This is a genomic window from Gilliamella sp. A7 (assembly GCF_002142015.1).
Lineage (GTDB): Bacteria > Pseudomonadota > Gammaproteobacteria > Enterobacterales > Orbaceae > Gilliamella > Gilliamella apis_A.
This window is the reverse complement of the sequence record NZ_NASN01000002.1, coordinates 118,163-130,614: the sequence shown is the minus strand read 5'-3', so window position 1 is coordinate 130,614 and position 12,452 is coordinate 118,163. Positions and strand designations below refer to the sequence as shown.

Below are 12,452 nucleotides of genomic sequence, written 5' to 3'. Positions count from 1 at the left end.
CATAATTCAAATGAATCTTCAGTGTCACTTATCAAGACTTAATTTTTTGAGTCCGTAGACTTTTAATTTTTCGTCTCGTAAGTGCCCACACAGATTGTCTGTTTCTTCTTTTTAAAGAGCTGACAGCTTTTTAATTTACTTCACAATTTCTTGTTTTAGTTTGCTGTCTCAAGGGCTGCGTATACTACGCTACACCTTTTCATTCGTCAAGATCTTTTTTTAAAATTTTTGATCTTGCTCACTAACACTGCTTTTGTCTGCTTGTCGCTGACGCCGTGTCAGTGGATGCGCATTATAGGCACTTCATTTTTTTTTGCAAGTGAAAAATTGCAATTATTTTTTTGTTCGAATAAGCTTTAATCAGCAGAAACGCTAATATAATGATATTTATTAAGATTATATTCAGTAAGTTTTTTAGTTAATTTTTCAACTTGCTGATTATGTAATGTACTTATCACAATATTATCTAAAGTAGATAGTTTATTTAAGCTATTTAGATCATACTGATCATCTAGTAAAGTATTAACTCTTGAAGCAATTGCATTTCCAGAATCGATAAAAGTCGTATCAGGAAAAAGTATTTTTAACTCATCTTTAATAAAAGGATAATGAGTGCAGCCAAGTACAATAGTATCTGGAATAATAGGTGAATTAAGCCATGGCTGCAATAATGTTTCAAGTTGCTGCATATCAACAGCAATCCCTTGTAGCTTATTTTCAGCGATATGAGCTAATTCTGATAAACCAAGTAACTTTACACTACAATCTGGCGCAAATTCTTGGATTAAATTATTTGTATATGCTCGTTGTATAGTTGCCTTTGTTGCCAATAAACCTATACATTTATTTTTAGTAACTTTGCTGGCAGGCTTAATTGCAGGTACAACACCAACAATTGGAAAAGAAAAGTTTGTTCGTAAACTGGGTAAACAGATAGTGCTAGCGGTATTACAAGCAATCACCGCTAAATCAATAGAGTATGATTGTAAAATAGAAGCAATTATATGATTCACTCTAGCAATTAAATATTCCGATGATTTATCACCATAAGGGAATCCTTCATTATCAAAAGCATAGATATAATGTAGATTCGGCATTTTATTATAGATTTCATTATAAATAGATAATCCACCGATACCCGAATCAAAAACTAATACTGTGGGAGATTGTTTTACAATATTCATATATAGTTAATGAAGGTTAAAAAAATAAACGAGCCATATCCTAAATTGATTAAAATTTTATGCAAGTAATTTTGTTTGCGGTAGTGCTGGCTTTTTTTAGAATAAATCATTAAAATGGACGTCTAGATGGTAAAACTGCTAAACACAAGCATCTTTCATAGTTATTTTATATTTAGAGAATTGCACTAAATAAGTTAAAGAAGGTAAAACATGTCAGAATTTCTATTTACTTCAGAATCTGTATCAGAAGGTCATCCAGATAAAATAGCCGATCAAATATCTGATGCAGTATTAGATGCTATTTTAGAACAAGATCCTAAAGCACGAGTTGCTTGCGAAACTTACGTAAAAACCGGTATGGCATTAGTCGGTGGAGAAATTACAACTTCGGCTTGGGTTGATATTGAAGAATTAACCAGAAAAACTATTAATGATATTGGTTATACTAGTTCAGAAATGGGCTTTGATGCCAATTCTTGTGCAGTTCTCAATGCAATTGGTAAACAATCGCCAGATATTAATCAAGGGGTTGATCGTCAAAATCCTCTGGAGCAAGGTGCTGGTGACCAAGGTATTATGTTTGGTTATGCGACCAATGAAATGCCTAACTTAATGCCAGCAGCAATTAGTTATGCCCATGATCTTATGCGTCGTCAAGCTGAAGTAAGAAAAAATGGTACTCTCCCATGGTTAAGACCTGATGCCAAAAGCCAAGTCACATTAATTTACCAAGATGGAAAAATTCAAGGCGTCGATACTGTAGTTTTATCGACCCAACATGCAGAAGGCATTGAACAAAAAGCGTTGCATGAAGCGGTAATGGAAGAGATCATTAAACCAACGCTACCAAGCGAGTGGTTAACTTCAAGAACAAAATATTTTATCAACCCTACTGGACGTTTTGTTATTGGTGGTCCTATGGGAGATTGTGGTTTAACGGGTCGAAAAATTATTGTTGATACTTATGGTGGTGCCGCACGACATGGTGGGGGAGCATTTTCAGGGAAAGATCCTTCAAAAGTGGATCGCTCAGCAGCTTACGCTGCAAGATATGTTGCCAAAAATATTGTAGCCGCAGGACTTGCTGATAAATGTGAACTACAAATTTCTTACGCTATTGGTGTTGCTCACCCAACTTCTATTTATGTGAATACTTTTGGCACTGAAAAAATTGCTCATGATAAAATTATCTCATTAATAAAAGAATTTTTTGATTTACGTCCTTATGGATTAATTCAAATGCTTGATCTTATCCAGCCAATTTATCAAAAAACGGCAAGCTATGGCCATTTTGGTCGAGATATCTTCCCATGGGAAAAAACCGATAAGGCAGCTATTCTTCGCGATGCAGCAGGATTATAAACGCGTACCAATTTATCTCCAAAATCAAGTATTGGCTTGTTTAAGAACTCACTTAATTCAAGCCAATCAAATATTAACAACCAATTATAAAGAGCCTAAAATCAGTTACAAACCTAAAGGCACTATTGCTGGTTGCGCATTATTAACCCGTTGGGAAATACAACTTAATAGCACAATGCTCTATGAGAATAGGGAAGATTTTATTAATGAAGTTGTGCCTCATGAATTAGCTCATCTCATTACTTTTCAATATTTTGGTAAAGTAAAACCACATGGCAAAGAATGGCAATATGTCATGTCTGAAATAATGAAAAAAGAACCCAAAGTCACCCATAATTTCAAGATTAAACGCAACGAATATATATATTTTTGTGATTGCCAAGAGCATTATTTATCACCAATACGGCATAACAAAATTATAAATAATAAAACTAGTTATCAATGTCGTAAATGCGGTACTATACTAAAACTTAAAAACTTTATTTAATCTTGAAAAATTATGCCTAACTTTGATACTCACTTTTACAAAAGCTCTATATTTATTGTAATTTTAAGCTTTTTCTTATATATCTTAGGTAATTTTTTTCTGCCATTATATGGCAATTTAACCGTGAGTTTAGTCGAACATTTCCAATCATTATTCTTATTATTCATGTGCTGTTACAGCTATTTTTATGCGAAGAGTGTTATGAATCATTCAAATCTCTACAAATTTTGGATTTGGACAATATTTTGGTGGTTTATGCTTTTTGGTCGAGGAATCAGCTGGGGACGAGATTTTTTCCCCGATGTTCCTCGTTTTTATTATAAAATTATTGCTAGTATTATCATAGCAATTCCATTACTAACTATATTTTTGCCAACTATTCGTCAAGAAATAACTCGCCGATATAAATATGAAACAATTCCGGTCTGGCATCTATTTTTTGCCTTTCTATTCTTAGGCATCGCCGATATTGCTGAACACCGTCGTTTAGGTTACCAATTTTTGGTGTTAGATCCACAGCGCAAAGATTTAATTGAGGAGTTAATGGAAATACCCTGCCTGTTAAGTCTAGCTTTAACTACTTTTTATATGCAAAAAAATGAAAAAAAGAGGTTAAATAAGTCATGTTAAGCTATCGTCATAGCTATCACGCTGGCAATCATGCCGATGTATTAAAACATATTGTATTAACACTATGTATTAACTCATTAAAAGAAAAAGAAAAACCATTTTTGTACTTAGATACTCATTCGGGAGCTGGTCGTTATTTACTACAAAGTGAACATGCTGAAAAAACGGGGGAATATTTATCAGGTATCAATTTAATTTGGCAACAATCCGAAACGCCCGAATTGCTTAATACTTATTTATCGGTTTTAAAACGTTATAACCCTTTCGATAATTTGAAATATTATTTAGGCTCACCTTTAATTGCTAAACAATTACTAAGAGAACAAGACAAAATCAATCTTACTGAACTTCATCCTACGGATTATCCATTATTGCGACAAGAATTCAGTAAAGATAAACGAGCCCGAGTTTTAAGAGAAGATGGATTTTCACAATTAAAATCAAAACTACCCCCCGAATCTCGTCGAGGCATTGTTTTGATTGATCCTTCATACGAAATAAAAGATGATTATCAAAAAATCCCTAAAGCATTATTGGAAGCATATAAACGTTTCGCAACTGGTATTTATTTAATTTGGTATCCGGTTGTTTCTCGAACTCAAACACAAAAGATGATAGATGAAATTGTTAATTTAGGTATTAAGAAAATTTCTCAATTTGAATTTGCAATCAAACCAGATAATAACCAGAAAGGTATGACGGCTTCGGGAATGATTGTTATTAATCCACCATGGAAACTACAGCAACAAATGCAAACTATTATGCCATGGTTGAAAAACACCCTTGATACAGAAAAAACTGGGAATTATTTTATTAAAGAATTAGTTCCAGAATGATTTCTGATGATTATAGATCAATAATGCGAGAATCTCTCGCATTATTGATAAACAAAGAAAAACTAGGTTCTTGAGAATCAAGAAAAGAAGTGACAAGCAAATAGATAAATCCATAAAATTACAGTTAGTAACAGAGAAAGAAAAACTGCTGCAGAACCATAATCTTTTGCTCGACCAGATAATTCATGCCGTTCCGTACCAATTCGATCGACAACGCATTCAATAGCACTATTGAGTAACTCAACAATCATCACAACGCCAATTGATCCTAATAATAAAATACGCTCATAAATTGTAAAACTAATTAGCATTACTGTTATATAAGCAATAACTAATAAAATTAATTCTTGACGAAACGCTGTTTCATATTTTATTGCTGACTTAAATCCCTTTAAAGAATATTTTGTCGCATTAATAATGCGTTGCAATCCTGTCGTTTTTTCCATCTTTATATTCCAAATTCTAAATTATCGTACATAACCGTAGTTCATAAGACGTTGGAATCTTCTTTCAAGCAGTTCAGGTAATGCTAAACCTTCTAATTCATCCAGATCAGCTAATAATTGTGCTTTAAGTGAAGTAGCAACAGCGGTATAGTCACGATGAGCACCACCAAGAGGTTCTGGTACAACAGAATCAATCAAATTCAATTTAATCAATTTGTCAGCTGTCATATTCATTGCTTCTGCTGCTACTGGCGCTTTATCAGCACTCTTCCATAAAATTGACGCACATCCTTCCGGAGAAATAACTGAGTAAGTACTATATTGTAGCATATTAACTTTATCTGCTACACCAATTGCGAGTGCACCACCGGATCCACCTTCGCCAATAACTGTACAAATTGTTGGTACATTTAAGCGTGACATCTCGCGTAAATTACGAGCAATTGCTTCAGCTTGTCCTCTTTCTTCTGCACCAATTCCAGGATAAGCACCTGGCGTATCAATAAATGTAATAATTGGTAACTTAAATCGCTCAGCCAGTTGCATTAATCTCAATGCTTTACGATAACCTTCTGGAGCAGGCATACCAAAGTTACGATAGATTTTCTGTTTGGTTTCACGACCTTTTTGATGGCCAATAACCATAACAGGACGATCATCTATACGTGCTATACCGCCGACAATTGCTTTATCATCAGCATAGGCTCTATCCCCAGCTAACTCATCAAAATCAGTAAAAATTTCATTGATATAGTCTAATGTGTAAGGTCTATTAGGGTGCCTAGCTAACTGAGCCACATCCCAAGGCGATAGATTAGAAAATATTTTTTTAGTCAGTTCACGACTTTTCTGATTTAATTGCTTAATTTCTTTATCTAAATTAATATCTAATTCAACTTGTTGTGAATCAATATTCTTTAAGGAATTAATTTTTGCTTCTAATTCCGCTATCGGCTTTTCAAATTCCAAAAAATTGTTCATAACGCTTGTGATTGCCTCTTGTATTATTTGTATTTAATTATAAATACATTACTAAATTTAGTATACTGACTATTTATTAAAATAAAATTAAATCAATTTTACTATGTAATTGTCATTAAAGTCATCAATATTTATTATTAATACACTAAAACAGTGTTAAATAACACCTACAATGTTTATTTAAATCTTTATTTCTAAATAGCCCAAATCTTTGTATTACTTATTCAATTAATATAACTTTAATTAATCAAATTCAAAATTCACACGCTCATTACCTAGTAAGGTTTTTAATTCTATTATCAATGCATCTTCAGGTACTATACGCCAAGTAGTACCAAATTGCAGACGTACGATAGAGTCTTCTCTCTGATAATATAAATTAATTGGCACACTACCGTGTCGATAAGGTTCTATAATTTGTTGTAGCCGTTGTAGAATAGCCCGATTAACCTCAATATCAGTTAATGTAATAGCTACCCCTTTAACATATTTAGCTCGAGCATCTTTTAAATCAACAATATCACGAACAGATAATTTAAAGCCACCATTGAAATCATCATGACTTACTTGCCCGGAAACAATTAAAATTTTATCTTTTACAAGTAAATGACCAAATTTATCTAATGCTTCGGAAAAAAGCATGCCATCAATTCGCCCTGACCTATCATCTAAAGTGAATAATCCAATTTTATTACCTTTTTTGGTAATTCGAACTCTGGCATCAATAACAATACCGGCAAAAGTAGCCATTTTTCCCCATCCAGTAGGTGCAGCCTCGCTAATACGAACGCCTCCTGAATATCGATTAAGTTCTTTTAAATATTGGGTCACGGGATGGCCGGTTAAATAAAGCCCTAATGCTTCACGTTCACCATCAAGTAAAACTTGTGCTGGTAATTCAGGTACAGCAGCATATGCATGCTCAACTTGTTCGGGTTCTTCAGCAAGAACTCCGAACATATCTTCTTGACCAATATCCTGCGCTTTAGCGTATTGATCTGCCGCTTGCATAGCATCATTAATACTATGTAAAATAGCGGCTCTATGTGGTCCTAATTTATCAAAAGCACCAGCCATAGTTAATTTTTCTAACACTCGACGATTAATTTTTTTCATATCAGTTCGAGCGCAAAGCTCAAAGATATTTTTAAAATAACCACCGCTATTACGAGCTTCAACAATAGCTTCTATTGGGCCTTCCCCTACCCCTTTTATAGCACCGATACCGTAAACAATTTCACCTTTATCATTCACATGAAAATGGTAAAGACCACTATTAATATCAGGAGGATTAACTTGCAACCCCATTCTTAGACATTCGTCAACTAAACCAACAATTTTATCGGTATTGTCCATATCGGCAGTCATTACTGCTGCCATAAATTCAGCCGGATAATGTGTCTTTAACCATAAAGTCTGATAGGAAACAAGCGCATAAGCAGCAGAGTGAGATTTATTAAAGCCATAACCAGCAAATTTTTCAACCAGATCAAAAATATGCATTGAAAGTTCACCATCAACGCCTTGCTTTTCCGCACCTTCTTTAAAAACAGAACGCTGCTTAGCCATCTCTTCTGGTTTTTTCTTACCCATCGCTCGTCGTAATAAGTCTGCGCCACCTAGCGTATAACCAGATAGTGTTTGGGCAATTTGCATAACCTGTTCTTGATATAAAATTATGCCATAGGTTGGTTCTAATATTGGTTTAAGAGATTCGTGTTGATGATTGATATCTGGATAAGATACTTCTTCTCGCCCATGTTTACGGTCAATAAAATTATCCACCATCCCTGACTGTAACGGCCCCGGTCGAAATAAAGCAACTAAAGCGATCATATCTTCAAAACAGTCGGGCTTTAACCGCCTGATCAAATCTTTCATACCACGCGATTCCAATTGAAAGACCGCTGTAGTTTCAGCCTTTAATAATAATTGGAAAGATTCTTCATCATCTAATGGAATACGAGTAATATCAACTGTTGGCTTACCATCTCTTAACTGGCGCTCATTAATCATTTTAATCGCCCAGTCAATAATAGTTAAGGTACGTAACCCTAAAAAGTCAAATTTAACCAGTCCAGCGTATTCAACATCATTTTTATCAAATTGAGTTACAGGATGATGCCCCTCAGGATCACAATAAATAGGAGAAAAATCAGTAATCTTAGTTGGCGATATTACGACACCACCAGCATGTTTACCCGCATTTCGAGTAACACCTTCCAATTGTCTTGCGATATCAATAAGAGACTTAACTTCTTCATTATTATCATAAAGCTCTTGCAATTGTGGTTCAGCTTCAAATGCTTTAGCTAAGGTCATACCAGGATCAAGAGGAATTAATTTTGATATACGATCAACAAATCCATAAGGATGGCCAAGTACTCGCCCTACATCACGAATAACCGCTTTAGCAGCCATAGTACCAAAGGTAATAATTTGAGATACCGCATCTCGACCATACATATCAGCAACGTGATCAATAACCATATCACGCTTTTCCATACAAAAGTCGACATCAAAATCCGGCATGGAAACCCGTTCTGGATTCAAAAAACGTTCAAAAAGTAAATCAAATGCTAATGGATCTAAATCAGTTATTTTTAAAGCATACGCAACCAGTGATCCTGCCCCTGATCCACGCCCAGGGCCAACGGGAATATCGTTATCTTTTGACCATTGAATAAATTCCATCACGATCAAAAAGTAACCCGGAAACCCCATCTGATTTATTACGTTTAATTCTGTTTCTAATCGCTCATCATATTCTGGACGTTTTTGTTTTCGTTCTTCCGGATCAGGAAAAAGAAATTCTAATCTCTCCTCTAAACCTTCTCGAGATTTATGTACCAAAAAATCTTCCGTCGACATATCACCAGTAGGAAATTGCGGTAGGAAATATTCACCAAGCCTTATAGTCACATTGCATCGCTTAGCTATTTCTACGCTGTTTTCTAATGCCTCTGGAATATCTGAAAATAAATCGCACATTTCTTGTTCAGTACGTAAATATTGTTCAGCAGAATAATTTTTCGGTCTATTAGGATCTTCAAGAGTATTACCATCATGGATAGCAACTCGAATTTCATGAGCTTCAAAATCCGAAGATTTCAAAAATCGTACATCATTAGTCGCCACAACAGGTAAGGAATATTGTTCAGCGAGCTTAATGGCGCTATGAATAAATAATTCTTCATTAAGGCGATTAGTGCGAACTAATTCAAAATAAAAGTGTTGATTAAAATTTTCTCGATAAAAGTTAATTGCATCTTCAATAATTTCCTGATTATCGCGAATAATACCGATACCAATATCACTGTCACGACCAGCTAATATGATTAAGCCATCGCGATGCAACGTTAACCATTCTTGATCAACAACCGGCATATCTCCAATATAGCCACGCTGGTAAGCTTTAGAAATTAATAATGTAAGATTTTGATAACCTTCATTGTTTGCTGCTAACAATGTTAATCGATAAACATCATCACTTAGTTGTGAATTTTTAACGGCTAAATCGGCACCAATAATCGGTTTGATACCTTTGCCCATTGCTGAACCATAAAACTTCACCAGTCCACACAGATTGGTAAAATCAGTAATGGCAAAAGCAGGCATTTGCAACTTGCTGACTTCATTAACTAAAGTACCTACTTTAGCTATGCCATCAATCATTGAAAAATCGCTATGTAAGTGAAGATGAATAAACTTAGGTTCAGTCATATTTACCAAAAATAATTACCCAGAAAATTAGCCACAATTATAGCATAAACCATATGAATATTCTTATTGTCTTTATTTGTCACTAAATATACCTACTAATCAATTACAAAAACGTCCGTTATAAAACAACGGACGTTAATCGAATTAGTGTTGATAAATGCGAAACGTTATTTGCGTCGTAAACCTTCAGCATTTGCGGCTTTTATTGCTGCAAATACTGTGTCTGGAGTGATTTCAGCAGGAGAATTATAAATTGACTCACCTTGCGCACAAGCTAAAATTGCTACTTGCATTAAGTCATCATCGCTAACATTAGCTAAACCAATTTCTGCTAGTGTGGTAGGCAACCCAACGGACTGACAGAAATCATAAACAGTTTCAATCATTTGTGGGTCACTATCAATTAACATTAACATAGCAAGTGTACCAAACGCCACTTTTTCACCATGCCAGTAATCATGTGTCGCTTCTAATGCAGTAAATCCATTATGAATGGCATGTGCAGCTGAAAGGCCACCACTTTCAAACCCTAATCCAGATAGTAACGTATTAGCTTCGATCACATGTTCCAGTGCTGAGGTTACTACTTTTTGTTCACAAGCATTTTTAGCTTGTACACCATATTTTAACAATATTTCAAAACAAAATTTTGCCAGCGCAAATGCGGTCATTGGCCCAGGTCGCCCTGTCATATTCCCAGCTTTTGATTGCCTACAATCTTCGGCTTCAAACCAAGTTGCTAAAGCATCGCCCATACCTGCAACTAAAAATCTTGCAGGAGCATTAGCTATAACATTTGAATCAACTAAAACAACATCAGGATTTCTTGGTAATACAAAATAGCGTTTAAATTCACCTGTTGAGGTGTAAATTACTGATAAAGCACTGCAAGGTGCATCTGTAGAGGCAAGCGTTGGCACAACAACACAAGGATAATGAATAGTTGCAGCTACTGCTTTCGCTGTATCAATAACCTTCCCTCCACCTATACCAACAATCACATCAATATTTTGAGCTTTGGCTAACTCAATTATTCTTGTAATCTCCTCATCACTACATTCCCGGTTAAAAATATCAACAACACTTTCAATCTTACCTGATAATGATTTTTCGATAGTTTTAGATAAATTTTTGTAGGCAGATGGACTTTCAAGCAATAACGCTTTTTTTCCAAGCCTAGCTAATTCTTCACCTAAGCTATTTTCAATTGCGTTAAAACCTTGAATATAACGATTAGGGAAAATTGCAGTAGTAATCATAATAACAGCTCCTATAAATTAAAAAATCCTGCATAGATAAATCTTATTACCATTATTCAGAGAAATATTTTTTATCTATATTATTAAATTAAAACATACGCTTTTATTATTATTAAGCTACTAAATATTTTTAAAAATGAGGCATATGCCACATTTTTTAATTGTGACGTGTATTATCAAAAGATAAAAATAGATGATTCCCATCACTAAATCGTGATGGGAAGAAAGGAGATTAAATCTTCTTGAATAAGACTGAACCGTTAGTACCACCAAAGCCAAATGAATTACAAAGTGCATATTCTAAGTTTTTCACTTGACGAGCAGTATGTGGAACATAATCCAGATCGCACCCCTCATCAGGGTTGTCAAGGTTAATTGTTGGTGGAACAGCTTGATCACGTAATGCAAGCACCGTAAAGATAGATTCAACAGCACCAGCAGCACCTAATAAATGCCCAATCATTGACTTAGTTGAACTCACCATTACTTTATTAGCATTATCTTGGAAAATACTTTTAACTGCTTGCGTTTCAGCTTTATCTCCAGCTGGAGTTGACGTACCGTGTGCATTAATGTATCCAACTTGTTCTGCCGTTATACCTGCATCACGAATAGCACATTTCATGGCTAATGCTGCACCACTACCGTTTTCTGGCGGTGAAGTCATATGATAAGCATCGCCACTCATACCAAAACCGACAATTTCAGCATAAATTTTAGCACCACGCTTTTTAGCATGTTCATATTCTTCTAAGAACATGATACCTGCACCATCACCAAGCACAAAACCATCACGATCTTTATCCCACGGGCGACTAGCAGCTTTAGGATTATCATTGTTAGTTGATAATGCACGAGCAGCACCAAAACCACCAATACCCAATGGAGTACTAGCTTTTTCACCACCACCAGCTAACATTGCATCGGCATCACCATAAGCAATCATACGTGCAGCATGACCAATATTATGTACACCCGATGAACAAGCAGTAGCAATAGTAATACTTGGTCCTTTTAATCCGTAAATAATTGATAAATGACCAGCAATCATATTGACTATTGTTGATGGCACAAAAAATGGACTAATTTTACGCGGTCCACCATTGACTAATGCACTATGATTTTCTTCAATTAATCCTAGCCCACCAATACCTGAACCGATAGCACAACCGATGCGTTCTGCATTTTCTTCCGTAACTTCAATGCCAGCATCTTGCATTGCTTGTATACCTGCAGCGATACCATATTGGATAAAATAATCCATTTTACGGGCATCTTTACGTGAAATATTATAATCTTCGCCATTAAAGTCTTTAACCATCGCTGCGAAGCGCGTTGCAAAAGGGGCTGTATCAAAGTGTTCTATAAGTTCTACGCCACTTTGACCTGCTAATAAAGCTTGCCAAGTAGACTCAACTGTATTACCTAATGGAGATATCATGCCCATTCCAGTAACAACAACTCTGCGTTTAGACACATTGTCCTCCAGAAAAGGATTGAAATGAAATTTGAATCATTGAAAATTTTATCATGAGTTTTCAAAA

The 12,452-nt window shown here is 35.1% G+C and carries 10 protein-coding genes; 4 read left to right on the top strand and 6 right to left on the bottom strand.

Translation table 11 applies throughout. From position 1 onward, the window contains the following. Positions 1 to 356: 356 nt before the first annotated feature. Positions 357 to 1,184 carry a glutamate racemase gene (gene murI, locus B6D18_RS01450; protein ID WP_086362814.1) on the bottom strand — a complete coding sequence of 276 codons (828 nt, stop codon included), beginning with the start codon at positions 1,182 to 1,184 and terminating at the stop codon, positions 357 to 359. A 210-nt stretch (positions 1,185 to 1,394) separates the two neighbouring features. Between murI and metK the strand changes: the two genes are divergently transcribed. The 4 genes from metK (at position 1,395) to B6D18_RS01430 (ending at position 4,499) form a co-directional block, all read left to right on the top strand. Next, the gene (metK, locus tag B6D18_RS01445; protein WP_086362813.1) at positions 1,395 to 2,546 is read left to right on the top strand and encodes a methionine adenosyltransferase; all 1,152 of its coding nucleotides are present in this window, start codon (positions 1,395 to 1,397) and stop codon (positions 2,544 to 2,546) included. Next, positions 2,530 to 3,033 carry a SprT family zinc-dependent metalloprotease gene (locus tag B6D18_RS01440; protein ID WP_086362812.1) on the top strand — a complete coding sequence of 168 codons (504 nt, stop codon included), beginning with the start codon at positions 2,530 to 2,532 and terminating at the stop codon, positions 3,031 to 3,033. Before metK ends, B6D18_RS01440 begins: the two co-directional genes overlap by 17 nt. Before the next feature lie 201 nt (positions 3,034 to 3,234). Continuing rightward, entirely contained in the window at positions 3,235 to 3,663 is a 429-nt protein-coding gene (locus B6D18_RS01435; protein ID WP_144063936.1) for a hypothetical protein, read from the top strand. After that, on the top strand, positions 3,657 to 4,499 hold the full coding sequence (locus B6D18_RS01430) for a 23S rRNA (adenine(2030)-N(6))-methyltransferase RlmJ (RefSeq protein WP_086362810.1): 843 nt from the start codon (positions 3,657 to 3,659) through the stop codon (positions 4,497 to 4,499). Before B6D18_RS01435 ends, B6D18_RS01430 begins: the two co-directional genes overlap by 7 nt. A gap of 77 nt (positions 4,500 to 4,576) precedes the next feature. Here B6D18_RS01430 and B6D18_RS01425 read toward each other — a convergent pair whose 3' ends face one another. The 5 genes from B6D18_RS01425 to fabF all read right to left on the bottom strand — a co-directional run bounded on the left by B6D18_RS01425 (position 4,577) and on the right by fabF (position 12,385). After that, positions 4,577 to 4,945: a diacylglycerol kinase gene (locus B6D18_RS01425; protein ID WP_086362809.1), complete on the bottom strand. Its 369-nt coding sequence runs from the start codon at positions 4,943 to 4,945 to the stop codon at positions 4,577 to 4,579. Between the two features lie 21 nt (positions 4,946 to 4,966). Continuing rightward, positions 4,967 to 5,926, bottom strand: a complete 960-nt coding sequence (gene accA / locus B6D18_RS01420; RefSeq protein ID WP_086362808.1) for an acetyl-CoA carboxylase carboxyl transferase subunit alpha — start codon at positions 5,924 to 5,926, stop codon at positions 4,967 to 4,969. Positions 5,927 to 6,169: 243 nt separating this feature from the next. Next, complete coding sequence (dnaE, locus tag B6D18_RS01415; protein ID WP_086362807.1) at positions 6,170 to 9,649, bottom strand: DNA polymerase III subunit alpha; 3,480 nt, start codon at positions 9,647 to 9,649, stop codon at positions 6,170 to 6,172. A 167-nt stretch (positions 9,650 to 9,816) separates the two neighbouring features. Next, complete coding sequence (locus B6D18_RS01410) at positions 9,817 to 10,908, bottom strand: glycerol dehydrogenase (RefSeq protein WP_086362806.1); 1,092 nt, start codon at positions 10,906 to 10,908, stop codon at positions 9,817 to 9,819. A gap of 232 nt (positions 10,909 to 11,140) precedes the next feature. After that, complete coding sequence (gene fabF, locus B6D18_RS01405) at positions 11,141 to 12,385, bottom strand: beta-ketoacyl-ACP synthase II (RefSeq protein WP_086362805.1); 1,245 nt, start codon at positions 12,383 to 12,385, stop codon at positions 11,141 to 11,143. Positions 12,386 to 12,452: the final 67 nt, after the last annotated feature.

Bases quoted from the DNA above. Each gene is read 5' to 3' on its own strand.
- B6D18_RS01425 (WP_086362809.1), bottom strand. From the start codon at position 4,945: ATGGAAAAAACGACAGGATTGCAACGCATTATTAATGCGACAAAATAT.
- murI (WP_086362814.1), bottom strand. From the start codon at position 1,184: ATGAATATTGTAAAACAATCTCCCACAGTATTAGTTTTTGATTCGGGT.
- B6D18_RS01435 (WP_144063936.1), top strand. From the start codon at position 3,235: ATGAATCATTCAAATCTCTACAAATTTTGGATTTGGACAATATTTTGG.
- B6D18_RS01410 (WP_086362806.1), bottom strand. From the start codon at position 10,908: ATGATTACTACTGCAATTTTCCCTAATCGTTATATTCAAGGTTTTAAC.
- metK (WP_086362813.1), top strand. From the start codon at position 1,395: ATGTCAGAATTTCTATTTACTTCAGAATCTGTATCAGAAGGTCATCCA.
- accA (WP_086362808.1), bottom strand. From the start codon at position 5,926: ATGAACAATTTTTTGGAATTTGAAAAGCCGATAGCGGAATTAGAAGCA.
- B6D18_RS01430 (WP_086362810.1), top strand. From the start codon at position 3,657: ATGTTAAGCTATCGTCATAGCTATCACGCTGGCAATCATGCCGATGTA.
- B6D18_RS01440 (WP_086362812.1), top strand. From the start codon at position 2,530: ATGCAGCAGGATTATAAACGCGTACCAATTTATCTCCAAAATCAAGTA.
- dnaE (WP_086362807.1), bottom strand. From the start codon at position 9,649: ATGACTGAACCTAAGTTTATTCATCTTCACTTACATAGCGATTTTTCA.